Below are 26,174 nucleotides of genomic sequence, written 5' to 3' on the forward strand. Positions count from 1 at the left end.
GCGAATGATTCCTGAGCCCGAACCCTTCACCACCGCACGGCTGGACGCGCTGCCGCTGCGGGTCGCGTACGCGGACGAGATGGCGGCGGTCCTCGGCGATCCCGCCCTGCACACGTACACCGGGGGCGCCCCGGAGACCGCCGACGGGCTGAGGGCCCGCTACGGACGCCAGACCGCCGGTTCGCCGGATCCCCGGGTGCGGTGGTGGAACTGGGTGCTGCGGGTACGGGACGAGGGCTGCCTGGCCGGATACGTCCAGGCGACGGTGGACGTGCCGGGCGCGGAGGCGGAGATCGCCTGGGTGGTCGGGACGCGGTGGCAGGGGCGCGGATACGCGAAGGAGGCCGCGGCGGGGCTGGTGGCACACCTGCTGGCGGCGGGCCCGGGGACGGGGGCGGTAGGTACGGTCCTCGCCCACATCCATCCGGACCACGACGCCTCCGCCGCCGTGGCCGGTGCGGCGGGGCTGGCACCCACGGAGCGGTGGTGCGAGGGCGAACGGCGCTGGGAGCGGGGTGCGGTGGAGGGCTGACCCGCCGTTGTCAGTGGCCGGTGCGAGAGTGGGCCACCTACGGACAGCACTTGCGGAGGGGACCTCATGGGCACCTGGGACACCGGACATTTCGACAACGACACCGCTGCGGACTTCTCGGGACGGATCGACGACACGCCGGAGGCCGGACGGGAAGCGGTGATTCGCGAGGCCCTGGAGGCTGCGATCGCCCCCACGGACTACCTGGACAGCGACGAGGCCGTGATCGCCGTCGCATCGGCCGCCCTGGTCGCCTCCCAGTGCCCGGGCGGCGAGCCGGTGACCACCGCGTACGGACCCGACAAGCCGCTGCCCGTCCTCGCGACGGACCTGCGCCCCCTCGCGGTGAAGGCCCTGGACGCGGTGCTGGGCGAGGACTCGGAGCTGCGCGAGCTGTGGGACGACGCGGGGGACAAGGAGTGGGCCCCGGGCATAGCCCGGCTCCGGGAGGTGCTGGTGGCGGGCTGCGCCGGGTGATCAGGCGCGGGGCCGGCCGGCCTGGATGAGCTTGTCGACGTCGAGGGCCACCGGGGCGCCGATCGACTCGGGGAGGGTGACGGTCTGCCCGGGGGCGTACACCTGGTGGCTGTCGTAACCGCCGCCCATGGGCTCGGTCAGGACATGTGCCCGCCCATTCCGGCTCACCGTCACAGGGGTGCTCGACCGCTGCCGCAGACATTGCGGGCCTCCCGAAGGGGTGATGTCGAGGTCATCGGCGTAGGCCGATCCGGTCGCCAGTGCCCGAAAGCCGTTCCGCCACTCGACCGAGTGAACGCCGAAGGGCCCCGCGCACCGGCGCGGGGCCCTTCGGCATGTGGGTACGTGTTACAGCTTCTCGATCACGTGGTCGATGCAGGCGGTCAGCGCCTGGACGTCCGACGGGTCGATCGCCGGGAACATCGCCACGCGGAGCTGGTTGCGGCCCAGCTTGCGGTACGGCTCGGTGTCGACGATGCCGTTGGCACGCAGCACCTTGGCGACGGCGGCGGCGTCGATCTCGTCCGCGAAGTCGATCGTGCCGATGACCTGCGAGCGCTTCGCCGGGTCGGTGACGAACGGGGTCGCGTACTTCGACTCCTCGGCCCACCCGTACAGGTTCTGCGCCGAGGCGGCCGTGCGGCCGGTGGTGAAGTCCAGGCCGCCCTGGGTGTTCATCCAGGTCAGCTGCTCGTTCAGGAGGAACAGCGTGGCCAGGGCGGGGGTGTTGTACGTCTGGTTCTTCAGGGAGTTGTCGATCGCCGTCGGCAGCGAGAAGAACTCCGGGATGTGCCGGCCCGAGGCGTGGACGCGCGCGGCGCGTTCCAGGGCCGCCGGGGAGAAGACACCGATCCACAGGCCGCCGTCGGAGGCGAAGGACTTCTGCGGGGCGAAGTAGTAGACGTCCGTCTCGGTGATGTCGACGGGCAGGCCGCCCGCGCCGGAGGTGGCGTCCACCAGGACCAGGGAACCCTCGTCGGCACCCGCGACGCGCTTGACGGGCGCGGCGACACCGGTCGAGGTCTCGTTGTGTGTGAAGGCGTACACGTCGATGCCCGCCTCGGCCTGCGGGTCCGGGTGGGTGCCCGGGTCGGAGGCGATCACGGTCGGGTCGGCCAGCCACGGGGCGAGCTTGGCGGCCTTCGCGAACTTCGACGAGAACTCACCGAAGTTGAGGTGCTGGGACTTCGTCTCGATGAGCCCGTGCGTCGCGATGTCCCAGAAGGCGGTGGAGCCGCCGTTGCCCAGGATCACCTCGTAGCCCTCGGGGAGGGAGAAGAGGTCGCGCACGCCCTGACGCACCGCGCCGACCAGGTTCTTGACCGGGGCCTGGCGGTGGGACGTACCGAGAAGAGACGTGCCGGTGGCGGCGAGCGCGTCGAGCGCCTCCGTCCGCACCTTGGAAGGACCGGCGCCGAAGCGTCCGTCGGCGGGCTTGATGTCAGCGGGAATCTGGATATCGGCCACGAACCGGAGCGTAGTGCCTCCCGGACACGGCCGAGCACCGTGTCCGTCGGATGAGACACCCGCTCCGGTCCGTGGACCGCGTACGGGAGTGCCGCTCAGCCCAGCTCCACCGGCAGGTCGTGCAGGTCGTTCTGGGTGACGATGGGCTTGTTCCGCAGCTCGGACGCGGGTACGGCGAGCTCCAGCTCCGGGAACCGCTCGTACAGCGCGGGCAGTGCCACGCCCGCCTCCAGCCGGGAGAGCGCCGCACCCGGACAGACGTGCGGGCCGTGACCGAACGCGATGTGGCGGTTGGGGGAGCGGGTGATGTCGAAGTCACCGGCCGTCGGACCGTGCTGCGCCTCGTCGCGGCCGAGCGCGCCGAAGGACACGATCAGCGCCTCGCCCTTCGGCAGGACCTTGTCGCCGACCTCGATGTCCTCGGTGGCGAACCGGATCAGGACGTGCGACGTGGGGGTGTTCCAGCGCAGGGTCTCCTCGATCACGTTCTCCCACGGCACCGCCCCGTTCAGCACCTGCTCGCGCTGCTCGGGGTGGGTCTGGAGCGCGACGACCGCGTTCACGATCAGGCTGATCGTGGTCTCGTGGCCGGCCGCGATGATCAGCTGGAGGGTGTTGACGATCTCCTCGTCGGTGAGCTGGTCACCGTTCTCGGACGCCGCGATCAGGGCGCTGGTGAGGTCGTCGCCCGGGTTCTTCCGCTTGCCGTCGACGATCTTCGTGAAGAGCTCTCCGAGGTCCGCCATCATCTGCGGGACCTCCGCCGGCGGCGTCTGCGTCGAGAAGAACTTCTCGAACAGCTCCTTCAGCCGCGGGTGGTCCGCGCTGTCCACGCCCATCAGCTCGCTGATCACGTTCATCGGCAGCGGGTAGGCGAACTCCGCCTTCAGGTCGACCGGCTCGCCCTTCGGCAGCGCGGCCAGCCGGTCCAGGCTCGCCGTGGTCAGCGCCTCGATGCCGGCCCGCAGCCGCTCCACCCGCTTCACGGTCAGCGCCTGGGCGACCAGGGTGCGCAGCCGGCGGTGGTCCGCGCCGTCGACCGTCAGCATGGAGCGGCCCGGGTTGGCGAGGCCGATCAGCGGCCAGTCCATCGGTATCTCGCCGCGCTGCCAGGCGTTCCAGACGTCGATGTCCTTCACGATCCGGCTGTCGGTGAGCAGTTGCCGCGCCTCGGCGTGGTGGGTGACCGCGTAGCAGTGCACCCCGCCCGGCAGCTCCACCTCGGCGAGCGGGCCCGCGGCCCGCAGCCGGGCGCTCTCGCCGTCGAGGTCGGTGACGAAGGGGTCGAGCGCGATCCGGGTCATCTCTGGCCTCCGGTGGTGGTTCCCGCGGTGGGTCCAAGGGCGAGGGTGGGAGTGAAGGTCAACGGCAGATCGGTCAGCCCACGCAGCCACGGGGACGGGCGCCGGGTGAGCTGTTCGGCGGGGACGGCGAGGTCGATGTCCGGGAGCCGGTCGAGCAGTACCTCGATGCCGGTACGGGCGATGACCTCGGCGGTCTCCTGGGCCGTGAACGGGCAGCGGTGCTCGCCGTGGCCGAAGGAGAGGAACGCGTTGTTGCCGCCGGTCAGGGTGGAGCCGTCGGTGCGGACCTGCGGGTCGGCGTTGGCGGCGGCGATACCCAGCAGCAGCAGGTCGCCCGCCTGGATGTGGCGGCCGCCGAGACGGGTGTCGCGCGAGGCCCAGCGGCCCGCGACGTTCTGCGTCGGGGTGTCCTCCCACAGGACCTCGTTCATGGCCTCGGCGACACTGTGCCGGCCGCCCGAGAGGGAGGCGGCGAACCGGTCGTCGGTGAGCATCAGCCGCAGCGAGTTGCCGATCCAGTCGGCGGTCGGCTGGTGGCCGGCGGCCATCATGACCATCAGGTCCTGGGCGACCTCCTCGTCCGTGAAGCCGCCGCGGTCCGCGAGCATCCGCGTCGCGACGTCGTCGCCGGGCTCGGTGTGCTTGTCGGCCAGCAGCTGGAACATGGACGAGGCGAGGTGCTGCTGACCGGCCAGTGCCCGCTCCCGGCCGTCGATCATGTCGTTGAGCGAGCCGACGAGCGCATGGCCGACGGTGTCGCTGAAGCCGTAGATCTTCGCCAGGACGAGGGCGGGCAGCAGCATCGCGTACTCGGCGATGACCTCGGTGCTTCCGGTGGCGCAGAACCGGTCGATGAGACCGTCGGCGAACTCCTCCGCGTACCGCTTCAGCGCGAACGGGTCGACGGCCTCCAGCGCGTTGCTGATCATCGCGGCGCGCTCGGTGTGCCGGGGGCCGACCGTGTACAGGATCGACGGCTGCTTGCGGCCGATCATCGGCAGCAGCGGCCAGTCGCCGGGGATCCGGTCCCACTGGTTCCACAGCTCCGAGTCGCGGCTGAACAGCACCGGGTCGGCGGTGACCTGGTGCAGTTCGCGGTAGCCGAGCACGAGCCAGGCGGGGATGTCGCCGTCGAGGACGACCGGTGCCACGGCCCCGTGGTCGCGGCGCATCTCCCGGTAGAGCCGGGTCGGTTCGGTCTGGAACCGGGGGCCGGAGAGCGGCACGCGGCCCTGGGAGACGGGGCAGCCGGAGGGCGGCACCAGAGGCTGGGTCACGGGGTGGGCTCCGGGGTCTTCGCCGGCGCGAGCCCCGGACGGGCGGCGGCGGACGGGTCGGTGTCGGGAGCGCCGGACCGGGCACCGGCCCCGCGCTGCGAGAGGGCGTGGAGGTACTCGACCAGCGTGATCAGTACGTACTTGCTGGACGAACGGTCCCGGGCGTCGCACTCCACCAGCGGTACGTCGTCCGACAGGGCGAGCGCCTCGCGTATCTGCTGCTCGGTGTGGAGCGGGCCGCCGAAGTCGTTGCACGCCACGATGAACGGCGTGCCGTGGTGCTCCAGCCGGTCGATCGCGTACCAGGAGTCGGCGAGCCGGCGGGTGTCGACGAGCACGACGGCGCCGAGCGTGCCGGAGAACAGCCGGTCCCACAGGAACCAGAAGCGCTCCTGGCCGGGGGCGCCGAAGAGGTACAGCACCGAGCGTTCGTCGAGCGATATCCGGCCGAAGTCGAAGGCGACCGTGGTGGACGTCTTCGACTGCACACCGTCGAGGTGGTCGACTGCCTCGCCCGCGCGGGTCATGGTCTCTTCGGTGTTCAGCGGACGGATCTCGCTGACGGAGCGGACCATGGTGGTCTTGCCGACCCCGAAGCCGCCGACGACGACGATCTTCAGTCCGTTGTCGGCCGTCGCCCGCAGGGCGGCACGGTCAGAGGTTGCGGAGTCCAACGAGCACCTGTTCCAGGATGTCGGGGTCGGGGAGCCGGTCCGCGACACGGGCAGTACGGGGGTGACGGGCGCTGATCCGGCCGGTGTCCAGCAGGTCGGACAACATGATCCGGACGATGCTGACGGGCAGGCCGAGGGCCGCCGAGATCTCCACGACCGCGGTGGGCAGTTGGCACATCCGCAGGATCGTGGCGTGCTCCGACTGCATGCCGGGGGTCGGCTCGCACTCGGAGACCACCAGCGTCACCAGGTCGAACGCGTCCGAGTCGGACCGGCTGCGCCCTCCGGTGAGGGTGTACAGCCGGTCCGGATCGTCGTCCCGGCCGGGGCGGCGGGGGCGGGTCATACGGCCGCGTTCGCGTCGGCAGTGGTGACCTCGGAGGCCGAGGGGGAGCGCGGCGGGGCACTGAGGTGCTCGCCGAGCTGCTCGACCAGCTCGCTCATGTTGTGGCCGATGAGGCCGACGTCGGAGTCCTCGGAGGCGACGACCGCGAGATGGGCGCCCGCGCCCGCCTCGACGATGAACAGCACGCCGCCGTAGAACTCGGCCATCGCGGACCGTACGCCGCCGGTGCCGTCACCGAACTCGACGGACGCGCCGTGCGACAGGCTCTGGATGCCGGCCGAGATCGCGGCCAGCTGGTCTGCCTGGTCGACGGAGAGCTCGGGGGTGCGGCACAGCTTGAGCCCGTCCCTGGACAGGACGAGGGCATGACGAGTGCCGGGGGTGCGCTCCAGGAGCCCCTCCAGCAGCCAGTTGAGCTTCTCGTCGGTGGTCGCGGTCATCGGGTGTTGCCTTCTTCCGGGTGCGGGGAGTTGGCCCGAACAGCCTGGCGGAAGCTGCTGAAGCGGGCTGCCTGTTCCTTGGGGTCGGAGGTGCGGGGCCGGGGGGCCGCGGCGCCGTCGGTGTGGGCGTTGGCGCGGGCCTCGGCGGCGGCGAGGGTACGGCCGCGGGGGCGCTTGGGCAGCCCGCTCTCGCCGAACCGGGGCAGGTTGCCCGTGGTGTCGGAGGCGGGGGAGTCCTCGGCGGGGTCTGCGGAGGGGTTTGCCGGGGCGGGGCCGGCCGGCTCGGTGGCGGCCGGGGCGTGCTGGGAGTGCTGCTGCTGTGCGCCGGCCGGGGCGGTCGGCGTCGCAGCCGGCGCCGCCGTGGCCTTGGCCGTCGGGACAGCCGTCCGGGCCGTCGACGCGCTGTCGTGCGCGGGCTCCGGCTCGGGGACCGGCCGGGGCGCCGGGACCGGGGTCGGTGCGGAGGCCCGGGTGAGGAGCTCCTGCGGGAGCATCATCAGGGCGCCCGTACCGCCGCGCGCGGACGGCCGGAACGAGACGGTCAGACCGTGCTTGCGGGCCAGCCGGCCGACGACGGCGAGGCCGAGCCGGGTGCCGGACAGGCCCGTCAGGTCCTGGAGGTCGGCCGATACGGCGCGCTCGGCGCGGCGCAGCTGCACATCGCTCATGACCAGGCCGCTGTCCTCGACGGTCAGGACGATGCCGGCCGGCACCTCCTCGACGTACACATGGACCTCGGCCGTGGGCGGCGAGAAGTTGGCGGCGTTGTCGAGGAGTTCGGCGAGCGCGTGCATGACGCCCTCGGCGGCGTGCCCGGCGACCGCGACATCACTGGTCGAGTGGAGCCGCACCCGCTGGTAGCCGCTGATCCGGCCCATCGCGCCGCGCAGGATCGACTCCATCACGATCGGCTTCGCCCAGCGCCGCCCGGAGCGGGCGCCGGTCAGCACGGCGATGGAGTCGGCGAGCCGGCCCGCCTGGGCGGTGCGGTGGTCCAGGTGGAGCAGATCGCCGAGCACGTCCTCGGCGGAGTGCCGGTGCTCCATCTCGCGCAGGTCGGCGAGCATGCTGGTGGCCAGGGCCTGCATCCGGCCCGCGGCGTTGGCGCAGGCGGCGACCGCGGCGGAGCGCTCGGTCTCGCTGCGGGTCGCGCGGGCGGTGAGCCGCTTGTTGTCGGTGGTGAGCCGTTCGGTCTCGGCGGCGGCCCGGGCGGTGATCCGTGCCGTCTCGGCCTCGGCCGCGGACCTGAGCCGTGCCGTCTCGGTCGCCGCGGCGGACTTGATCCGGGCGGTCTCGGCGGTGAACCGCTGGCCTTCGGCCGCGGAGGCGGAGACGAGGCGGCTGATCTCGCCGGTGAACCGCTGGGTCTCCGAGGCGAGCCGGGCGCGCAGCCGGTTCGCCTCGGCGCGGGCACGGACGGCGACGGCCACGGCGGCGGACAGCAGTACGGCGCCGGCGCCCGCCCCCCAGGCCAGCTCGGGCCGGGCCGAGGCGGGGGCCGCGGCGACCGCCCACAGACACAGGGATCCGGTGACGGCCAGCGATATCAGCAGGGCCACTGCGGTCGGCCGAGATGAGGGGCTCAAAGGGAGTCCTTGGGGGCGGACGGGAACGGACGGATCGGGCAAGCGGGGCGAACCGAATGGCCCAGATCAGGACAGTTCGGAACAGTGGGACTGAACATGGCAACTGGAGCTGACAATTCCAAGGTAAGTCCTGGTCACTATATGAGAATTGACGCTCTCTTTGGGAAGATCTTGTAGCGTTCTCTGTTACGTATGTGACTACGCGTCCGACGTATGCCGACGTATTGACGTATTCAGGGGAAACGTGCGGCGCCGGACGGCCGAGTGGCCCGATCAACGGCATCCTGGGCCGCATGGCCGCACCCCAGAATCCGACGGAACGCGCCGAACTCGCACAGGCCCTGCGTACCGCGGTCCGCGGCGAGGCCGACTTCGGTGCCACCGCACGGGCGTTGACGACGATGGACGCCTCCAACTACCGCCGCGTACCGCTCGGCGTCGTCTCCCCGCGCGACGCCGACGACGTGGCCGCCGCACTCGCGGTCTGCCGCGCGCACGGGGTGCCCGTGGTGCCGCGCGGCGGCGGCACCTCCATCGCGGGCCAGGCCACCGGCACCGGCGTCGTGCTCGATCTCACCCGACACCTGCGGAAGATCGTCGAGCTGGACCCGGTCTCCCGCACCGCCGTCGTCCAGCCCGGCGTGATCCTCGACGACCTGCGCACCGCCGCCGCCCCGCACGGCCTCACCTTCGGCCCCGACCCGTCCACGCACAGCCGCTGCACGCTGGGCGGCATGATCGGCAACAACTCCTGCGGCGCGCATTCGGTCGCCTGGGGCACCACCGCCGACAACGTGCACGATCTGACCGTGGCCCGCTACGGCGGCGACACCCTGCGACTGGCCCGGGGACCGGTCCCCGCGTCCCTGCCCGGCCTCCCCGAACTCATCCGCACGAACCTCGCCCTGCTCCGTACCCGCTTCCCGGAACTCCCGCGCCGCATCTCCGGATACGCCCTGGATGCCCTCCTGCCCGAACGCGGCACCGACCTCGCCCGCGCCTTCTGCGGCAGCGAGGGAACGCTCGGCGTGGTGACGGAGGCGACCGTACGACTGGTCGAGGCCCCGGCGGCCCGCGCGCTCGCCGTACTCGGATACGCCGACGAGGCCGCGGCCGCCGAGGCCGCCCCCGGCCTGCTCCCGCACCACCCGCTCACCGTCGAGGGCATGGCCGCCGACCTCGTACGGGAACCGGCCGGGCTGCCGCGCGGCGGCGCCTGGCTCTTCGCCGAGACGGGCGGCGCCACCCCCGCCGAAGCGCGGGCGCACGCCGAGCGCATCCTCCGGTCGGCCGGCGCCCTGGACGGCACCGTCGTCACCGACCCCGCCGGGCAACGGGCCCTGTGGCGCATCCGCGAGGACGCCGCGGGCACCGCGACCCGGATGCCCGACGGCACCGAGGCCTGGCCCGGCTGGGAGGACTGCGCCGTACCGCCCGCCCGCCTCGGCCCCTACCTCCGCGACTTCCGCGCCCTGCTCGCCGAGCACGGATTGCGCGGCACCCCGTACGGGCACTTCGGCGACGGCTGCATCCATGTCCGGATCGACTTCGACCTGCTGAGCCCGCCGGGCGTCGCCCGCTTCCGCCGCTTCTCCGAGGAGCTCGCGGACCTGGTCGTCGCGCACGGCGGATCACTGAGCGGCGAACACGGCGACGGCCAGGCCCGCGCCGAACTGCTCCCGCGCATGTACGGGGACGAACCGGTCGCCCTCTTCTCCCGGTTCAAGGACATCTGGGATCCGGACGGCGGCATGAACCCCGGCATCCTCGCCCGCCCCGCCCGGCTCGACGAGAACCTCCGCTTCGAGGTGCTGCCGAAGCGCCCGGTGGACGTCGCTTTCGGCTACCCGCACGACGGCGGCGACTTCTCGGCGGCGGTACGCCGCTGCGTGGGCGTCGCCAAGTGCCGTACGGCCGAGCCTGCGGGCACCGGCGTGATGTGCCCCTCCTTCCGGGCGACCGGCGAGGAGGCCCACTCCACGCGCGGCCGGGCGAGGCTGCTGCACGAGATGCTCGCGGGCGGCGCGGGCGGCGCGGGCGGCGTGGGCGGCGTGGGCGGCGTGGGCGGCGTGGGCAGTGCGAGCGGTGCGGGCGGTGCGGGTGGGGTGATCACGGACGGCTGGCGGTCGACGGAGGTACGGGACGCGCTCGACCTCTGCCTGTCCTGCAAGGGCTGCCGCAGCGACTGCCCGGTGGGCGTCGACATGGCCACGTACAAGGCCGAGTTCCTGCACCACCACTACCGGCGGCGGCTGCGCCCGGCCGCCCACTACTCGATGGGCCGGCTGCCGGTGTGGCTGCGCCTGGCGTCCCGTTTCGCGGGCCCGCTGAACGCCCTGGCCAGGGTCCGCCTCCTCGCCGCCCTCGCCAAACGACTGGCGGGCGTCGCACCGGAGCGCGGCATTCCGGTCCTGGCGCGGGGGACGTTCACCCGGTGGCTGAACCGGCGCTGGGGCAAGGGCACGTTCATCTTCTCGAACGACGAGGTGGCCATGGTCTGGCCCGACACCTTCACCGAACACCTCTCGCCCGAGGTGGGCCGGGCGGCGGTACGGGTCCTGGAGGCGGCGGGCCGCAAGGCGATCCCCGCCGGCCGCGGCCTGTGCTGCGGCCTCACCTACGTATCGACGGGCCAGCTGGACCAGGCCCGGAAGGTCATGCGCCGCACCCTGGACCGGCTGGGCGGCATGCTCGGCGACCCCCTGGTCGTCCTCGAACCGAGCTGCGCCGCCACCCTCCGCACGGACCTGCCCGAACTCCTCCCCGACGACCCGAGGTCCGCCGAACTGGCCGCGTCGGTGAGAACACTGGCCCAGTACCTGGAGGAGTACGCCCCCGACTGGCAGCCACCGCGCCTGGACCGCCCGGTCACCGGCCAGACGCACTGCCACCAGCACGCGGTCCTGGGCGACGCGGCGGAACGACGACTGCGCGAACGGGCCGGACTGACCGGCGAGTTGAGCGGCGGCTGCTGCGGCCTGGCCGGAAACTTCGGCTTCGAACGCGGCCACTGGGACGTGTCGGCGGCCTGCGCGGAGGAGCAACTGCTGCCGGCGGTAAGAGCCGCCGAGCCGGGCACGGCCATCCTGGCGGACGGCTTCTCCTGCCGGACCCAGCTGGAACAACTGGGCGGCGTACGGGCCCGGCACCTGGCAGAGGTTCTGGCCGAGGGCCTGTCCGAGGGCCTGGCGGAAGGACCGGCCCAGGGGCGTGAAGCGGGGTAGTGCCGGAGCCGGCGGATCTCACCGGCTCATGTCGCGCCCCGACGCGTGCGGTGCGCGGGGTCGGGGCTGCACAGCCAGCCGTTGACGGCGAAGCGGCTGTCCGCGTGCTGCTTGCTCGGGCAGCCGACCGGCCGTACCTCGTGCCAGGCGGCGGGCGGGAAGAACACGATGCTGTCGTGCTCGGGCTCCCAGTCCCGCCAGGTGCGCTCCTCCCACCTCCCGGTCGTGTCGGTGTGCAGCGGCAGGGCGGCGTCGTACACACGCAGTTCGCCCCCGTCGAAAGGCCGGGGCGTGCGATGCAGGTAGTACACGAAGGTGAGCAGGCGCCGGGGGGAGAAGTCGCCGCTGGTGTCCTGATGCGGCCGGTAGTAGTCGCCGTCGTTGTGCACATTGAGGCCGTAGTCGGGTTCGGTGTACCGGCAGGAGATGCCCAGCGTGTGCTCGACCGCCTCCAGTACGTCGTCGACGGCCGCCAGCAGTTCGGGCGCGGCGAAGTCCTGGCACGACCGGGACCGGCGGACGTCGGGAACCACCTCCCGGTCCCGGATCATGGAGGGCTTCAACGCGTCGCCGGTGGCGGCGATGGCCCGCTCCAGCAGGGCGTCGGCGGTCCGCTCACCCAGGAACCCGGTGATGCGGCAGACCGTCACCGGAAGCCGCCAGATCGCGTCCGTGGACACCGGTGACGGCTCGTCCACCGCCCCGGACGGCTCCGCCATGGTCCCGTGCCCTGCCGAGGTGTCCTGTTCTGTCTCTGTCATGCCGTCCTGCTTGTCACGGTGTCCTGATCCTCCGGTCCGAATCCCGGCGTCGTCACGCGGCCTCGGGCGGATCCATGCGCACGGCCGCGCGCAGACGGTCCACTTCGGCCGTGAGTTCTTCCACCCGGCGGTTGAGCGCCTGGACGCACACCAGGGCGACGCCGAGGCCGTCGACGACGGGGATGGTGGTGTCGTCCCGGTTGAACCCGAAGGCGGCGTGCCAGTCCTGGGCCATCGGCCCGAGGTGTCGTACGTCCTCGGGCTCCCAGAGGTAGCGCCAGGTGCTGATGGGCAGCGCGGCCACGGTGTCCAGGACCGCATGGCCGTTGACCGCGCCGACCGGGGCCACGGCCCCGGCCCCGCTCTCCCGCGCCCCGGCCGGACGAGGGCCCGGGGCGCCCGGACCGGCCGCCCGGGACCGTCGGCGGAGGAACCGCATCCTCACCGGCTCCAGTCGACCGGGACCACGTCCCGCTTGAGCCCGCGGTCGCTGCAGATGCCGCACGGGGCGTTCGGGACACCAGGGGCCTGGTCGGTGCCGACGGTGATCGCTCCATGGGCCCCGACCGGGGCGTGGACGCCGTCGCCGACCAACGCGGCTTCGTAGCCGCCCAGCAGCTCCTGGAGGGTTCCCGGCCCAAGGTTCTCCGGGGCGGTGATCGCGGCCACGCCGTCGTAATCGGTGTAGGCGGCTCCCAGCGTCCGGCCGCCGACGGTGGCGAACACGACCTTCGCACCGCGGATGGGCTCCCCGGTCACCGCGTCGGACGCCATCGCCTGGATGTTCTCCAGTTGCATCTGCGTGATGTTCAGGGTGGCCTGACTGGCCGCGAGCCTGACCGGCTTCAGGCTGGAGCATTCCGCCCCGCTGCACGATGTGGCCGACGGGGTGGCCGCGGAGGCGGCGACACCGCTTCCCGCGCCCAGCGACGCCAGAGCCGCGGCCATCACCGCGACGGTCTTACGGCCTACAGAACTCATGTCCACTCCCCATGGGAACCGCCCTGGCGTGAGCCCCGTACCGGCGCATGACGGAGGGGACGGCCGGGCGCGTGCGGTACGTGACGGGTGCCGGCCTCTCCGGACGGCGCGGACGACGCTATCCACGCGCATCCGGCCCGACCAGCCGCTAAACGCGAGTTCGCGCTATCTGATGAACCGCCGGTAGAACAGTGACGAACACCATCAACGCGCAAAAACCGCCGAACGACTGCCGAAGCCCGCGTTTGGGGCACACCCGAGACCCGAGTCCCGGGAGCCGGGTTTCGAGCTTCGGGAAGGTCTCGTTCACTCTTTCGTGGGTACGCGGAGAAGGCCGGGTCCGGATCTTGAGCTTCGGGCTTCGGGAGCCGGGATCCGGATGTCGGGATTCGAGCGATGCCTTACAACCGGTAGGAAAAAGAGGGTGGTTGGGAAAACCTCCCCGCCCGACCCGACCCGTCACGGCCAGCAAGTATGACTAGTCGTGACCAACTTGCGGCGGCGAGTCGCGGCTGCTTACGGTGCCCAACGCAACGACCCCGACGCGGTGTTCACAGCACCGGCCGGGGTCTGACCCCAAGATCGAATCAGAGGCGATCCCGTGGCTGTCCCAAACCTTAGCCCTGCCCTGCGTGCGCCCGCATCCTCGCGCGCCCACCCGAAGGCCAAGCCCGGTTACGGAAAGCGATCCGTCTCGGATCAACGTCCGCCCTGCAAAGGCGATTTCGCACTGCTGCCCGAGCGCGAGCGGCACATCGCCGGTTACGTCGACACGCTGCCCGACGGCGCCGCGATGGACATCAAGTCGCTGGCCAGAAGCCAACCGCTGTACGGACAGATGGCCGTCGGCAGCGCTCTGCGGGCCCTTGGTGTGGCGGGCCATCTGCGACATGTGCGATGCCTGAGCGGCGAGGGCGGCCAGGTCCGCTGGGTGACCCGCACCTTCTGGTCCCGCACCGCCCGTGACAACGAGTGGTGGGACGCCTTCCTGGCCGTCGAGGAGAGCCCTTCCGCGCCGCCCTGCGCATCGCAGGAGCCCGCCGGGGCCGCCGGGGCAGACGTCCCGGACGAAGCACCCGAACCCGCACCCGTACCGGCGCAGCCTCCCGTCATGGTGGTACCGCAGCAGCGCACCGTGAGGCAGGTGTCGGCGCCGGTCCACACGGTGGGGGACTCCTCTCCCGCCTTCGCCGCCCTGGCCCGCCTCGGCCGTACCGACTCCCGCCTGGCCCTCTCGGCAGCGGACTGCACGGCGCTGGAGCGGGCGGCCGCCGAGTGGTTCGCGCGCGGCGTGGACGCCGACTACCTGACACAGGCCCTCACCGCCGGGCTCCCCGCGTCCGTCGACTCACCCTTCGGCTTCGTCCGCCGCCGCCTCCACGACAAGCTCCCGCCCCGCCTGCCCGCCGCGACCCCGGCCGCGGCGGGAACTCCCGTACGCCGCCTGATGGTCGAGTGCACCGAGTGCGGCGTCCCGGGCAAGCCCGAAGCATTCCGCGACGGCCTGTGCAGGCCCTGCCGCGAACCCGACCGGGCCTGACGACATGACACCGGCCCTCGCCACGCGGCGAGGGCCGGTCATCCGGGGCCGGTCGTCCGTGGCGCTCGGCGAACTCCACGGGAGAACGGCTGCGGCTCGGACCCCGAGGCCGGCCGTACAGCCATGGCCCTGACCACGGCTGCGATCCGTTCGGCCGGGTTCGGCATCGACGCCGGGTTCCGGCCGGACGAGGGTGCGGCGGACTGCTCGCAGTGCCACGCCGGCTGCACCGACAGCCCCGTCGGCGGGAAGTGGCTCCGCACAGTCGGCCGGCCGCCCGGCTCCCCATGCCGGGCGGCTGTGCCGAGCGTGTCCCGCAGTGGCAGGCGGGCGGATGCCTGCCCGCCGGCCGTATGCGGCCGCACGTGGGCCCCGACGGGCAGCGCCTCACCTGGGCGTGACCGCAGGCCGACAGCCTCCGGGCCACGCGGCTCAGCCGCCACCGCCGTCCCGCCACACCACCTCGCGCGCCAGCGTGACCAGGTTCGGCAGTGCCGGGTGCCCCGGGGCGTCCCGCCGGGCGAGGAGTACGGGGACGGGTGGGGCGTCGGTCAGGGGGCGGTAGGCGACGCCGGTGTGCGGGTGCATGCCGGCGGTGGACGCGGCCGAGACGCCGACGCCGCGTCCCGCCGCGATGGCGGTCAGCCAGTCGTCGGTGTTGGCGACGGTGAGCGTCGCGGCGGGCCGGGCGGACGGTGGCCACAGGTCCACGGTGGTGGTGCCCGAGACGGTGTTGAGGACGACGGTCTCGGCTGTCAGGTCGGTGAGGCGGAGCGCCGCGTGGTCCGCGAGCGGGCCGTCCGCCGCGACCGCCGCCACCCGGTCCTCCTCGAACAGCACCTCGGTGACGAGGCCGGGCGCCTCGACGGGCCCCCGCAGCAGCGCGGCGTCGACCTCGCCGCGGGTCAGACCGGCGGTGCGGTCGTCGATCCGCAGCAGTTCGAGCGGGGTCTGCGGGTACAGCTCCTGCCAGCGGCGCAGCAGCGGTGTGGTGTACGGGCCGAACGCCGACCAGGCGTGCCCGAGCCGCAGTGGCCAGTGGCGCAGCCCGCCGGGGTCGAGCGCCGCATCGAAGGCGGCGACCGCGGCGGCGGCCTTGTCCCGGAAGACGACGCCTTCGGGGGTGAGGGCGAGATGGTGGGTGGACCGGTCGACGAGCCGGATGCCGAGATGCTGCTCCAGCGCGGCGAGGGTGCGCGAGACCGCGGGCTGGGTGAGGCGGAGACGGGCGGCGGCGCGGGTGACATTGCCCTCGTCGGCCACGGCGAGAAAGGCGCGCAGATGCCGCACTTCGATGCCGCGACCAGTGCTTTGTCCGGAACGCCCGATGCTCATGCGTGGGGAGCATAACCGGAGCTCGCTCGACATTTCACGTGCCACGCGGAGGTACCTACCGTAAGAGGACGTACCGCACGAGTGGAGTGCAGTATGTTCAATCGAGCGGTGCATTTTATTGCACTGTTGGATCCGGGAGGAACACCGCAAGTGAACGACCAGCACAGTGCAGCAGGGGTGGCGGCCGCCGAGCAGGCCGTGGCCGTCGCCGTACCCGAGGCGGCTCCCGCCCCGGGTGACGGGGCAGGCCCCGCACGCCGCCGGGGCGCGGCGCTCGCCCCGGTCGCGCTGGTGGTCGCAGGTGGCCTTTCCGTGCAGTTCGGCTCCGCCGTCGCGGTGCTGCTGATGCCACGGGCCGGCGCGCTCGGCGTCGTCACCCTGCGCCTCGCGGTGGCCGCGCTCGTCCTGCTGGTGGTCTGCCGCCCGAAGCTGCGCGGCCACTCGCGCGCCGACTGGGGCACGGTCCTCGCCTTCGGGCTGGCCATGGGCGGCATGAACACGCTCATCTACCAGGCCGTCGACCGCATCCCGCTGGGCGCCGCCGTCACCCTGGAGGTGCTGGGCCCGCTCGCCCTCTCGGTGTTCGCCTCCCGCCGGCTGATCAACGTGGTCTGGGCCGGGCTCGCGCTGGGCGGCGTCGTGCTGCTCAGCGGCGGCGGTCTCGACCGCCTTGATCCGGTCGGCGCCGCGTACGCCCTGGGCGCCGGTGCCATGTGGGCGACGTACATCGTCTTCAGCGCCCGCACCGGCCGCCGCTTCCCCCAGGCGGACGGCCTGGCCCTCGCCATGGTCGTGGCCGCGCTGCTCTCGCTGCCCCTCGGCATCGTCGAGTCGGGCTCGAAGCTGCTGGTCCCCTCCACGCTGGGGCTGGGCGCGGCGGTCGCACTGCTCAGCTCGGTGCTTCCGTACACCCTCGAACTCATGGCGCTGCGCCGCCTGCCCGCGCCCACCTTCGCGATCCTGATGAGCCTGGAACCGGCGATCGCGGCCACGGCCGGCTTCCTGATCCTGGACCAGGCCCTGACGACCACCGACGCGCTGGCGATCGCGCTCGTCATCGGGGCGAGCATGGGCGCGGTACGCAGCCAGACCCGGCGCGTGAAACCCCGCGAACGCGCCTGACGTCCGAGGGCCGGGCCCTTGTCGGCCCGGCCCGCGCGCAGGATCATGTCTGCCCTCGCACGGGATCACGCAGGGGGACCCCCATGGTTGTTGTCGCCGCCGTCTATTTCGTCGTCGCCGCAGGGGCGGCCGTGATCTCCGGAAGAAGCCTGGACCGCAGCCTCCAGGGCCCCCGGCTCCGGGCCGCCTGGGCCGAGGGGCTCACCGCCGAGGCCCGGTGCGTCTCCCTGCGCACCGAAGAGGTCCAGAACCCCGAGGGCGGCCCCGCCGTGCACACCCACCCCACCCTGGAGTTCCGCACGGACGACGGGCGCACCGTCAGCTTCGAGGAGCGCCGGTCTCGCCTGACGCCGGCCAAGGGTGACTTCGTGACCGTCCACTACAGCGCCGCCAACCCGGAGGGTGCGACAACCCGGGCACCGTCCTTCGGCATGCGCCACGCCAGGACCGTGATCACCGCGGCGGGCTGCTTCTTCGCCCTGGTCTCGGCGGTCGTCATCGCCGTGGTCGGCTGAGCGCGGCGCTTGCCGGTTTCCTGGGGCACTCGCCCCACAACAGCGCCTGAGAAAGGCGCCACTGGGGCGCGCGGAAAATCGAGCACGCGCGCTCAACCCGCGCCCACTGCTCCGTTGCCGTGCTCCTGGGGGCACCGCCCTGCCCCGAGGGGGCGCACCGTGACGTCGAGCCCCTGCCGCGGATCTTCCCGTTGAACTTCTCGTTCCCGCCGTTCCCGCCGTTCCTGTCGACCCCGTCGATCAGGTCGTTCTTGCCTCCGGCCGAGTGGGCGCGCCCTCGCAGGCCGTAGAGCTGCTGCCTGCGGTCGTTCATGGATTCAGTGGTCCGGTCCTCGGAAGGGAGCGCGACGCGCACTCTGAACGGGTTCATTACGGACATTCGCACCATGGTCCGCCGGGGTGGACGCCCCGAGTGGTTTGACAGCGCCTCTCGCACAAGATCTTGATTCCATTAATGGATTAGTGGAATTGAGGCGAAGCGCACGGCAGACGCATCCACTCCGGCAGGCGCCTCCGGCGCCTGGGTGCTGGAGGCCCGTGGACTCGGTAAGCAGTACCGGCGCGGATGGGCACTGCGTGACTGTTCCTTCCGGCTTCCGGCCGGACGGATCTGTGGACTCGTGGGCCCCGACGGGGCGATCTTCGACAACGCCGGTCCGGTACTTCCGGCGCTCTCCCTCTTCCTGGCCGCGGCCGGCATCGCCATCGGGCTGCTGCTGCTGCTGCGTCGCGTCCTGCTGTCCATGGTGGTCACGTTCGGCTTCACCGTCTTCGTGGAAGTCGCCTGGGGCCTGGTGTGCTAATCCCTCGCCTCGCCGCGGATGATCAACTACCCGTTGAACGCGAATCCCCCGCCAAGCTCGACGGCATGTACGAAATGGATCGTTGGTCAGCAGCTCCGATGGCACGCTCCCAGGGCCTCGGCGGCCAGGAGGTCCTCGCTCTCTTCGAGTCGGTCCACGCGGCGGTGCATCCGGGCGGGACGGACGGCTGAGCCTCGATCCGTCGAGCGACTTGGCTGCCTGGCAACCCGGCAGCCCGGCAGCCCGGCAGCCCGGCAGCCCGGCAGCCCGGCAGCCCGGCAGCCCGGCAGTCCGGCAGCCCGGCAACCCGGCAGTCCGGCAGCCCGGCAGCCCGGCGGGCGGCGGGCGGCGGATAGGGGATGGCGGGCAGTGGGCAGCGGGCGGCGGGCGGCGGGCGGCAGAAAATAATGCAAGCATGCTTGCTTGTTTATTGGTCCGCTGTCATGCTCCTGGGCACACCGCCACGCCCCGAGGGGAGCGCACCGTGCCCGATGTCGCAGCCGTGATCGATGATCTGCGCGACGAGAGCAATGAACTCGACGCGCTGGTACGGGAGTTGGGCGCCGAGCAATGGGCCTCCGCGACCCCCGCCCCCGGCTGGAGCGTCGCGCATCAGATCGCCCATCTCACCTGGACCGACGAAGTCGCGGTGCTCGCCGCCACCGACGCCGAGGCCTTCGCGGGGGAGGTGGCCAGAGCCATGGAGGCGCCCGACTCCTTCGTCGACCGGGGCGCCGAGGAGATCGCCGTACTGGCCCCGGAGGCGCTGCTCGCGCGGTGGCGCACCGGGCGCAAGCGGCTGGAAGCGGTGCTGCGGGAGGCCCCGGCCGGTACCCGCATCCCCTGGTACGGGCCGCCGATGAGCGTCGCGTCCATGGCGACCGCCCGGATCATGGAGAGCTGGGCGCACGGCCAGGACATCGCCGACGCCCTCGGGGTCACCAGGACCCCCACCGCCCGGCTGCGGCACGTCGCCCGGATCGGGGTGCGGGCCCGCGACTACGCCTACCTGGTACGGGGGATCAAGGCACCCGAGGAGGAGTTCCGGGTCGAACTCCTGACCCCGGACGGAGAGTTGATCACCTTCGGTGCGCCGTACGCACCCCAGCGCGTCACCGGGCCGCTCGTGGACTTCTGCCTCCTCGTCACCCAGCGCGCACACCGCGACGATCTCGCCGTCCGGGCCACCGGCCCCGACGCCGACCAGTGGCTCGGCATCGCCCAGGCCTTCGCCGGGCCCGCCGGACCGGGCCGCGCACCCCGGGGCGGCGCCGAGTGACCGGGCAGGACGCACCGCTGCGGATCGGCAACGCCTCCGGGTTCTACGGCGACCGCTTCGACGCGATGCGCGAGATGCTCACCGGCGGCCCCCTCGACATCCTCACCGGGGACTACCTGGCCGAGCTGACCATGCTCATCCTCGGCCGGAGCAGGCTCAAGGACCCGACGCGCGGCTACGCCACGACCTTCCTGCGGCAGCTCGAAGAGGAACTAGGGCTCGCCCACGAACGCGGGGTGAAGATCGTCGCCAACGCGGGCGGCCTCAACCCGGCCGGACTGGCCGATGCGGTGAGGGAGTTGGCGCGGAAGGTCGGCGTCCCGGTGCGCGTCGCCCATGTGGAGGGCGACAGCCTGCCCGTGCCCGAGGGATTCCTCACCGCCAACGCCTACCTCGGCGGCGCCGGGATCGCCGCCTGCCTCACCGCGGGCGCGGACATCGTCGTCACCGGACGGGTCACCGACGCGGCCCTCGTCACCGGTCCCGCCGCCGCCCACTTCGGCTGGGGGCCGGGCGACCACGACGCGCTCGCCGGAGCCGTCGTCGCCGGACACGTCCTGGAGTGCGGCACCCAGGCCACCGGGGGCAACTACTCGTTCTTCCGGGGCCACGACCTGCGCCGGCCCGGCTTCCCCGTCGCCGAGATCCACGCCGACGGCTCGTCCGTCATCACCAAGCACGACGGCACCGGCGGCGTCGTCGACCTCGGCACCGTCACCGCGCAACTGCTGTACGAGACCGGCGGCGCCCGGTACGCCGGACCGGACGTCACCGCCCGGCTCGACACCGTACGGCTGACCCAGGACGGACCCGACCGGGTCAGGATCACCGGAGTGCGCGGCGAGGCCCCGCCGCCCACCCTCAAGGTCGGGCTGAACCGGCTCGGCGGCTGGCGCAACGAGGTCGTCTTCGTGCTCACCGGCCTCGACATCGAGGCCAAGGCCCAACTGGTGCGGGAACAGTTCGCGGACGCGCTCGCCCGCTCCGGCGCCGAACCCGACGAGGTGCGGTGGGAGCTGTCCCGGACCGACCGGGCCGACGCCGCCACCGAGGAGAGCGCGAGCGCCCTGCTCCGGCTCGTCGTCCGCGACCGGGACCAGGAAACGGTCGGGCGCGCGGTCTCCGGCGCCGCGATCGAGCTGGCCCTCGGCAGCTACCCCGGCTTCCACGTCACCGCCCCGCCCGGCAGGGGCGCCCCGTACGGGGTGTTCGAGGCCCGGTACGTACCCGCCGGTGAGGTCCCGCACCTCGCCGTGCTCCCCGACGGACGGCGACAGAGCCTGGCGCCTCCCGCGACGACACAGCCGCTCCGGGACGCCGACGAGCCGCCGCTGCCCGAACCCCTGCCGGACCCCGGGCCCACCCGGTCCGCCCCGCTCGGCCGGATCGCGGGCGCCCGCAGCGGCGACAAGGGCGGCGACGCCAATGTGGGGGTGTGGGCCGCCGACGACGACGCCTGGCGGTGGCTGGCCCACGAACTGACCGTCGAACGGTTCCGGGAACTGCTCCCGGAGACCGCCGCCCTCACCGTCGTGCGCCACCTCCTGCCGAACCTGCGCGCCCTGAACTTCACCGTCCACGGGCTGCTCGGCGAGGGCGTCGCCGCCCAGCACCGGTTCGACCCGCAGGCCAAGGCGGTGGGGGAGTGGCTGCGCTCCCGGCACCTGCCCATACCCGTAGCGCTGCTGGAGACCGTCCACGCACCGGAGGCGCACGCATGAGCATGACCGTCCACGCACCGGAGGCGCACGCATGAGCATGACCGTCCACGCACCGGAGGCGCACGCATGACCGTCCTGCCCACCGCGCTCGACACCGCGAGCCCCGAATACGCCGCCAACCGCACGGCCATGCTCGCCAAGCTCGACGAACTGGCCGGCGAGCACACCCGGGCGCAGGCGGGCGGCGGCGAGAAGTACGTGGCGCGGCACCGCTCGCGCGGCAAGCTCCTGGCCCGCGAGCGGATCGAGCTGCTGATCGACGAGGACACCCCGTTCCTGGAGCTGTCGCCGCTCGCCGCCTGGGGAAGCGAGTACACGGTCGGCGCCTCGATCGTCACCGGGATCGGAGTGATCGAGGGCGTCGAGTGCCTGATCACCGCGAACGACCCGACCGTGCGCGGCGGCGCCTCCAACCCCTGGACCCTGAAGAAGGCACTGCGGGCCAACGAGATCGCCTTCGCCAACCGGCTGCCCTGCGTCAGCCTCGTCGAGTCGGGCGGCGCCGACCTCCCCTCGCAGAAGGAGATCTTCATACCCGGCGGGGCACTGTTCCGCGACATCACCCGGCTCTCGGCGGCCGGCATCCCGACCGTCGCCGTGGTCTTCGGGAACTCCACGGCGGGCGGGGCGTACGTACCCGGCATGTCCGACCACACCGTCATGATCAAGGAACGGTCCAAGGTCTTCCTCGGCGGACCGCCCCTGGTCAAGATGGCGACCGGCGAGGAGAGCGACGACGAATCGCTCGGCGGCGCCGAGATGCACGCCCGCACCTCCGGGCTCGCCGACCACTTCGCCGTGGACGAGCAGGACGCGCTGCGCCAGGCCCGCCGGATCGTCGCCCGCCTCAACTGGCGCAAGGCACACACCGATCCGGGCCCCGCGCAGCCGCCGAAGTACGACGAGGACGAGCTGATCGGCATCGTGCCCGGCGACCTCAAGGTGCCCTTCGACCCGCGCGAGGTCATCGCCCGGCTCGTCGACGGCTCCGACTTCGACGCGTTCAAACCGCTGTACGGGACCAGCCTGGTCACCGGCTGGGCGACCCTGCACGGCTACCCGGTCGGCATCCTCGCCAACGCGCAAGGGGTGCTGTTCAGCGAGGAGTCGCAGAAGGCCGCCCAGTTCATCCAGCTCGCCAACCAGCGCGACACCCCACTGCTCTTCCTCCACAACACCACCGGCTACATGGTCGGCAAGGAGTACGAACAGGGCGGCATCATCAAACACGGCGCGATGATGATCAACGCCGTGTCCAACTCGAAGGTCCCGCACCTGTCCGTGCTGATGGGCGCCTCGTACGGGGCCGGGCACTACGGCATGTGCGGCCGGGCCTACGACCCGCGCTTCCTCTTCGCCTGGCCCAGCAGCAAGTCCGCCGTCATGGGACCGCAGCAGCTCGCCGGGGTGCTCTCCATCGTCGCCCGCGCCTCCGCCGCCGCGAAGGGGCAGCCCTACGACGACGAGGCGGACGCCGGACTGCGCGCCATGGTCGAGCAGCAGATCGAGTCCGAGTCGCTGCCGATGTTCCTCTCCGGGCGGCTGTACGACGACGGGGTCATCGACCCGCGCGACACCAGGACCGTCCTCGGGATGTGCCTGTCCGCGATCCACACCGCCCCGGTCGAAGGCGCCCGCGGCGGCTTCGGCATCTTCCGGATGTGAGGAAGACATGATCAGCACCCTGCTCGTCGCCAACCGGGGCGAGATCGCCTGCCGGATCTTCCGCACCTGCCGGGAACTCGGCATCGCCACCGTCGCCGTGTACTCCGACGCGGACGCCGACGCCCTCCACGTACGGGAGGCCGACACCGCCGTACGGCTGCCGGGCGCCGCCCCGTCCGACACCTACCTCCGCGCCGGCCTCGTGGTGCGCGCCGCGCTCGCGGCCGGCGCCGACGCCGTCCACCCCGGCTACGGCTTCCTCTCCGAGAACGCCGGATTCGCCCGCGCCGTGCAGGACGCCGGACTCGTCTGGGTGGGCCCGCCCGTCAAGGCCATCGAGCTGATGGCGTCCAAGACCCGCGCCAAGGAACTGATGGCCGCCGCCGGGGTGCCGCTGCTCGCCCCCGTCGACCCGGCGAAGGCCACCGCCGACGACCTGCCGCTGCTGCTCAAGGCAGCGGCGGGCGGCGGCGGGCGCGGAATGCGGATCGTCCGTGAACTCGCCGAACTGCCAGCCGAGTTGACGGCGGCGTCCGCCGAGGCGGCATCCGCGTTCGGGGACGGCGAGGTCTTCGCGGAACCGTACGTGGAGCGCGGCCGGCACGTCGAGGTCCAGGTCATGGCCGACGGGCACGGCGGGGTCTGGGCACTCGGCACCCGCGACTGCTCGCTCCAGCGACGCCACCAGAAGGTCATCGAGGAAGCCCCGGCCCCCGGCCTCGACGACGCGCTGCGCACCCGGCTGCACGACGCCGCCGTCGCCGCCGCGCACGCCGTCGGCTACCGGGGCGCGGGCACCGTCGAATTTCTGCTCGCCGCCGACGGACGCCCGTACTTCCTGGAGATGAACACCCGCCTCCAGGTCGAACACCCCGTCACCGAAGCCGTCTTCGGCCTCGACCTCGTCGCCCTCCAACTACGCATCGCCGAAGGCGAACCCCTGCCCGCCACCGCACCCCCCGCACCGAACGGCCACGCCGTCGAGGCCCGCCTCTACGCCGAGGACCCCGCCCGCGACTGGCAGCCCCAGACCGGAGCACTGCACACGCTCCACGTACCCGGGGAACCCGGACTCCGCCTCGACACCGGGTACACCGACGGCGACACCATCGGCGTCCACTACGACCCGATGCTCGCCAAGGTCATCGCCCACGCCCCCACCCGCACCGAAGCCGTACGCCTGCTCGCCCGCGCCCTGGAACGCACCCGCATCCACGGCCCGGTCACCAACCGCGACCTGCTCGTACGGTCCCTGCGCCACCCCGACTTCCTCGCCGCCCGCCCCGACACCGGCTTCTACGACCGCCACCTGGACGCCCTCACCACGGCCCCGGACGGAGCCGGGCCGCGCCTCGCCGCCCTGGCCGCCGCCCTCGCCGACGCCGCCGCCCGGCAGCAGGCACCCGGCCCCGGACCGGCCCGCTTCGGAGCCTGGCGCAACATCTCCTCCCAGCCCCGGACCAAGCGCTACCGCGCCGAACCCGACGGCACCGAACACGAGGCCGCCTACCGCACCACCCGCACCGGCCCCGCCCCCGAGACCGGGGAACGCGTCATCGCCGCCCGGCCCGACCGCGTCACCCTCGAAACCGGCGGCATCACCCGCCACTTCGACATCGCCGTCCACGGCGACAAGGCGTACGTGGACACCGCCACCGGCTCGTACACCTTCACCGCCCTGCCCCGCTTCACCGACCCCACCGACCGCACCGAACCCGGCTCGCTGCTCGCCCCCATGCCCGGCACCGTCGTCCGCCTCGCGGACGGGCTCACCGAAGGGTCGGTGGTCGAGGCCGGGCAGCCACTGATCTGGCTGGAGGCGATGAAGATGGAACACCGCATCCTCGCCCCCGCCACCGGCACCCTCACCGCACTCCACGCCGCCCCCGGCCTCCAGGTGGAGGTCGGCGCCCTGCTCGCCGTCGTGCAAGACGCACAGGAGGAACCGAAGCAATGAGCACCGTCCTCGAAACCGAAGAGCACCAGGCACTGCGCGCCGCCGTCGCCGCCCTCGGAAAGCGCTACGGACGCGACTACATGACCTCCGTCGTACGCGACGGCGCCCACCCGCGCGAACTGTGGGCCGAGGCCGCCAAGCTCGGCTACCTCGGCGTGAACCTCCCCGAGGAGTACGGCGGCGGAGGCAGCGGAATGGCCGAACTCTCCATCGTCCTGGAGGAATTGGGAGCGGCCGGCAGCCCGCTGCTGATGATGGTGGTCTCCCCGGCGATCTGCGGCACCGTCATAGCCCGCTTCGGCACCGACGCCCAGAAACAGCAGTGGCTCCCCGGCCTCGCCGACGGCAGCCTCACCATGGCCTTCGGCATCACCGAACCCGACGCCGGATCCAACTCCCACCGCATCACCACCACCGCCCGCAGGGACGGCGAGGACTGGCTGCTCACCGGGCGCAAGGTCTTCGTCTCCGGCGTCGACATCGCCGACGCCACCCTCGTCGTCGGCCGCACCGAGGACGCCAGGACCGGCAAGCTCAAGGCCTGCCTCTTCATCGTCCCGCGCGACGCCCCCGGCTTCGGCCGCTCACAGATCGACATGGAACTCCAGGCCCCGGAGAAGCAGTTCGAGCTGGTCCTCGACGACGTACGCCTCCCCGCCGACGCCCTCGTCGGCGACGAGGACGCCGGACTCCTCCAGCTCTTCGCCGGGCTCAACCCCGAACGCATCATGACCGCCGCGTTCGGCATCGGCATGGGCCGTTACGCCCTCGCCCGCGCCGTCGAGTACGCCAGGACCCGCCAGGTGTGGAAGGACCCCATCGGCTCCCACCAGGCCATCGCCCACCCCCTCGCCCAGGCCCACATCGAACTCGAACTGGCCCGGCTGATGATGCAGAAGGCCGCCCGGCTCTACGACGTCGGCGACGACATCGGCGCCGGCGAGGCCGCCAACATGGCGAAGTACGCGGCCGGCGAAGCCTGTGTCAAGGCCGTCGACCAGGCCGTGCACACCCTCGGCGGCAACGGCCTCACCCGCGAATACGGCCTCGCCTCCCTCATCACGGCGGCCCGCGTCGCCCGGATCGCCCCCGTCAGCCGGGAAATGATCCTGAACTACGTCTCCCACCAGTCCCTGGGCCTGCCCAAGTCGTACTGAGACACGGCAGT

23 protein-coding genes and 1 pseudogene are annotated in these 26,174 nt (G+C 72.5%); 12 read left to right on the forward strand and 12 right to left on the reverse strand.

Translation table 11 applies throughout. The annotated features are described in order from the left end of the window. Positions 1-4: 4 nt before the first annotated feature. Together ACFVH0_RS06895 and ACFVH0_RS06900 are read left to right on the forward strand one after the other, a co-directional pair. Positions 5-532, forward strand: coding sequence for a GNAT family N-acetyltransferase (locus tag ACFVH0_RS06895; RefSeq protein WP_385818467.1), 528 nt, complete (start codon positions 5-7; stop codon positions 530-532). Positions 533-598: 66 nt separating this feature from the next. Next, positions 599-1,009 (forward strand): DUF4259 domain-containing protein, encoded by a 411-nt coding sequence (locus tag ACFVH0_RS06900; protein ID WP_385818468.1) that lies wholly within the window; start codon positions 599-601, stop codon positions 1,007-1,009. On the opposite strand, the gene ACFVH0_RS06905 is transcribed toward ACFVH0_RS06900, so the two are convergent. The 8 genes from ACFVH0_RS06905 to ACFVH0_RS06940 all read right to left on the reverse strand — a co-directional run bounded on the left by ACFVH0_RS06905 (position 1,010) and on the right by ACFVH0_RS06940 (position 8,103). Continuing rightward, a complete protein-coding gene (locus tag ACFVH0_RS06905) occupies positions 1,010-1,177 on the reverse strand; it encodes a hypothetical protein (protein ID WP_385818469.1) in 168 nt (55 codons plus the stop codon). It abuts the gene before it with no gap. Positions 1,178-1,357: 180 nt separating this feature from the next. Continuing rightward, positions 1,358-2,476, reverse strand: a complete 1,119-nt coding sequence (serC, locus tag ACFVH0_RS06910; protein ID WP_385818470.1) for a phosphoserine transaminase — start codon at positions 2,474-2,476, stop codon at positions 1,358-1,360. Between the two features lie 95 nt (positions 2,477-2,571). Further along, positions 2,572-3,780, reverse strand: coding sequence for a cytochrome P450 (locus tag ACFVH0_RS06915; protein WP_385818472.1), 1,209 nt, complete (start codon positions 3,778-3,780; stop codon positions 2,572-2,574). Further along, a complete protein-coding gene (locus ACFVH0_RS06920; RefSeq protein WP_385818587.1) occupies positions 3,777-5,045 on the reverse strand; it encodes a cytochrome P450 in 1,269 nt (422 codons plus the stop codon). The genes ACFVH0_RS06915 and ACFVH0_RS06920 overlap by 4 nt, the downstream gene beginning before the upstream one ends. 8 nt (positions 5,046-5,053) lie before the next feature. After that, positions 5,054-5,731 carry an ATP/GTP-binding protein gene (locus tag ACFVH0_RS06925; RefSeq protein ID WP_385818473.1) on the reverse strand — a complete coding sequence of 226 codons (678 nt, stop codon included), beginning with the start codon at positions 5,729-5,731 and terminating at the stop codon, positions 5,054-5,056. Beyond that, on the reverse strand, positions 5,712-6,077 hold the full coding sequence (locus ACFVH0_RS06930) for a DUF742 domain-containing protein (protein ID WP_124717135.1): 366 nt from the start codon (positions 6,075-6,077) through the stop codon (positions 5,712-5,714). The genes ACFVH0_RS06925 and ACFVH0_RS06930 overlap by 20 nt, the downstream gene beginning before the upstream one ends. Continuing rightward, a complete protein-coding gene (locus ACFVH0_RS06935; RefSeq protein ID WP_385818474.1) occupies positions 6,074-6,517 on the reverse strand; it encodes a roadblock/LC7 domain-containing protein in 444 nt (147 codons plus the stop codon). The genes ACFVH0_RS06930 and ACFVH0_RS06935 overlap by 4 nt, the downstream gene beginning before the upstream one ends. After that, on the reverse strand, positions 6,514-8,103 hold the full coding sequence (locus tag ACFVH0_RS06940; RefSeq protein ID WP_385818475.1) for an ATP-binding protein: 1,590 nt from the start codon (positions 8,101-8,103) through the stop codon (positions 6,514-6,516). Before ACFVH0_RS06940 ends, ACFVH0_RS06935 begins: the two co-directional genes overlap by 4 nt. A gap of 293 nt (positions 8,104-8,396) precedes the next feature. On the opposite strand from ACFVH0_RS06940, the gene ACFVH0_RS06945 reads away from it, so the two are divergent. Next, the gene (locus tag ACFVH0_RS06945) at positions 8,397-11,327 is read left to right on the forward strand and encodes an FAD-binding and (Fe-S)-binding domain-containing protein (protein WP_385818476.1); all 2,931 of its coding nucleotides are present in this window, start codon (positions 8,397-8,399) and stop codon (positions 11,325-11,327) included. A gap of 26 nt (positions 11,328-11,353) precedes the next feature. Here ACFVH0_RS06945 and ACFVH0_RS06950 read toward each other — a convergent pair whose 3' ends face one another. Genes ACFVH0_RS06950 through ACFVH0_RS06960 form a run of 3 tightly spaced genes read right to left on the reverse strand, consistent with a single transcriptional unit; the run spans position 11,354 to position 13,069 of the window. Next, positions 11,354-12,088, reverse strand: a complete 735-nt coding sequence (locus ACFVH0_RS06950; RefSeq protein WP_385818477.1) for a 2OG-Fe(II) oxygenase — start codon at positions 12,086-12,088, stop codon at positions 11,354-11,356. A gap of 52 nt (positions 12,089-12,140) precedes the next feature. After that, on the reverse strand, positions 12,141-12,527 hold the full coding sequence (locus ACFVH0_RS06955; RefSeq protein ID WP_385818478.1) for a tail fiber domain-containing protein: 387 nt from the start codon (positions 12,525-12,527) through the stop codon (positions 12,141-12,143). A 2-nt stretch (positions 12,528-12,529) separates the two neighbouring features. Then, positions 12,530-13,069, reverse strand: a complete 540-nt coding sequence (locus tag ACFVH0_RS06960; RefSeq protein WP_385818480.1) for a hypothetical protein — start codon at positions 13,067-13,069, stop codon at positions 12,530-12,532. Positions 13,070-13,670: 601 nt separating this feature from the next. Between ACFVH0_RS06960 and ACFVH0_RS06965 the strand changes: the two genes are divergently transcribed. Continuing rightward, on the forward strand, positions 13,671-14,609 hold the full coding sequence (locus ACFVH0_RS06965) for a MarR family transcriptional regulator (RefSeq protein ID WP_385818481.1): 939 nt from the start codon (positions 13,671-13,673) through the stop codon (positions 14,607-14,609). Positions 14,610-15,041: 432 nt separating this feature from the next. Here ACFVH0_RS06965 and ACFVH0_RS06970 read toward each other — a convergent pair whose 3' ends face one another. Then, on the reverse strand, positions 15,042-15,944 hold the full coding sequence (locus tag ACFVH0_RS06970) for a LysR family transcriptional regulator (RefSeq protein ID WP_385818482.1): 903 nt from the start codon (positions 15,942-15,944) through the stop codon (positions 15,042-15,044). Positions 15,945-16,094: 150 nt separating this feature from the next. Here ACFVH0_RS06970 and ACFVH0_RS06975 point away from each other — a divergent pair, with 150 nt between their 5' ends. From ACFVH0_RS06975 to ACFVH0_RS07010, 8 genes and pseudogenes are all read left to right on the forward strand, one after another. Beyond that, complete coding sequence (locus tag ACFVH0_RS06975) at positions 16,095-17,066, forward strand: DMT family transporter (RefSeq protein ID WP_385818483.1); 972 nt, start codon at positions 16,095-16,097, stop codon at positions 17,064-17,066. 83 nt (positions 17,067-17,149) lie between these two features. Continuing rightward, on the forward strand, positions 17,150-17,581 hold the full coding sequence (locus ACFVH0_RS06980) for a DUF3592 domain-containing protein (protein WP_385818485.1): 432 nt from the start codon (positions 17,150-17,152) through the stop codon (positions 17,579-17,581). 467 nt (positions 17,582-18,048) lie between these two features. Beyond that, positions 18,049-18,219, forward strand: a pseudogene (locus ACFVH0_RS06985) (ABC transporter ATP-binding protein); the annotation flags it as partial. Positions 18,220-18,868: 649 nt separating this feature from the next. Continuing rightward, entirely contained in the window at positions 18,869-19,663 is a 795-nt protein-coding gene (locus tag ACFVH0_RS06990; protein ID WP_385818486.1) for a TIGR03084 family metal-binding protein, read from the forward strand. A 65-nt stretch (positions 19,664-19,728) separates the two neighbouring features. Beyond that, positions 19,729-21,384, forward strand: coding sequence for an acyclic terpene utilization AtuA family protein (locus tag ACFVH0_RS06995; protein WP_385818588.1), 1,656 nt, complete (start codon positions 19,729-19,731; stop codon positions 21,382-21,384). 66 nt (positions 21,385-21,450) lie between these two features. Continuing rightward, positions 21,451-23,049 (forward strand): acyl-CoA carboxylase subunit beta, encoded by a 1,599-nt coding sequence (locus tag ACFVH0_RS07000; RefSeq protein WP_385818487.1) that lies wholly within the window; start codon positions 21,451-21,453, stop codon positions 23,047-23,049. 7 nt (positions 23,050-23,056) lie between these two features. Next, positions 23,057-25,006: a biotin carboxylase N-terminal domain-containing protein gene (locus tag ACFVH0_RS07005; RefSeq protein ID WP_385818489.1), complete on the forward strand. Its 1,950-nt coding sequence runs from the start codon at positions 23,057-23,059 to the stop codon at positions 25,004-25,006. Next, a complete protein-coding gene (locus tag ACFVH0_RS07010; RefSeq protein WP_385818491.1) occupies positions 25,003-26,163 on the forward strand; it encodes an acyl-CoA dehydrogenase family protein in 1,161 nt (386 codons plus the stop codon). The genes ACFVH0_RS07005 and ACFVH0_RS07010 overlap by 4 nt, the downstream gene beginning before the upstream one ends. The last annotated feature ends 11 nt before the right edge of the window (positions 26,164-26,174 follow it).

The sequence above is a fragment of the Streptomyces sp. NPDC127117 genome, assembly GCF_042677325.1.
In the GTDB taxonomy this organism is placed as follows: Bacteria; Actinomycetota; Actinomycetes; order Streptomycetales; family Streptomycetaceae; genus Streptomyces.

Coding starts and splice junctions, on each gene's coding strand:
- ACFVH0_RS06955 (WP_385818478.1), bottom strand. CDS start 12,527: ATGCGGTTCCTCCGCCGACGGTCCCGGGCGGCCGGTCCGGGCGCCCCG.
- ACFVH0_RS07000 (WP_385818487.1), top strand. CDS start 21,451: ATGACCGTCCTGCCCACCGCGCTCGACACCGCGAGCCCCGAATACGCC.
- ACFVH0_RS06960 (WP_385818480.1), bottom strand. CDS start 13,069: ATGAGTTCTGTAGGCCGTAAGACCGTCGCGGTGATGGCCGCGGCTCTG.
- ACFVH0_RS07010 (WP_385818491.1), top strand. CDS start 25,003: ATGAGCACCGTCCTCGAAACCGAAGAGCACCAGGCACTGCGCGCCGCC.
- ACFVH0_RS06900 (WP_385818468.1), top strand. CDS start 599: ATGGGCACCTGGGACACCGGACATTTCGACAACGACACCGCTGCGGAC.
- ACFVH0_RS06995 (WP_385818588.1), top strand. CDS start 19,729: ATGCGCGAGATGCTCACCGGCGGCCCCCTCGACATCCTCACCGGGGAC.
- ACFVH0_RS06915 (WP_385818472.1), bottom strand. CDS start 3,780: ATGACCCGGATCGCGCTCGACCCCTTCGTCACCGACCTCGACGGCGAG.
- ACFVH0_RS07005 (WP_385818489.1), top strand. CDS start 23,057: ATGATCAGCACCCTGCTCGTCGCCAACCGGGGCGAGATCGCCTGCCGG.
- ACFVH0_RS06930 (WP_124717135.1), bottom strand. CDS start 6,077: ATGACCCGCCCCCGCCGCCCCGGCCGGGACGACGATCCGGACCGGCTG.
- ACFVH0_RS06970 (WP_385818482.1), bottom strand. CDS start 15,944: ATGAGCATCGGGCGTTCCGGACAAAGCACTGGTCGCGGCATCGAAGTG.
- ACFVH0_RS06980 (WP_385818485.1), top strand. CDS start 17,150: ATGGTTGTTGTCGCCGCCGTCTATTTCGTCGTCGCCGCAGGGGCGGCC.
- ACFVH0_RS06945 (WP_385818476.1), top strand. CDS start 8,397: ATGGCCGCACCCCAGAATCCGACGGAACGCGCCGAACTCGCACAGGCC.
- ACFVH0_RS06950 (WP_385818477.1), bottom strand. CDS start 12,088: ATGACAGAGACAGAACAGGACACCTCGGCAGGGCACGGGACCATGGCG.
- ACFVH0_RS06895 (WP_385818467.1), top strand. CDS start 5: ATGATTCCTGAGCCCGAACCCTTCACCACCGCACGGCTGGACGCGCTG.
- ACFVH0_RS06935 (WP_385818474.1), bottom strand. CDS start 6,517: ATGACCGCGACCACCGACGAGAAGCTCAACTGGCTGCTGGAGGGGCTC.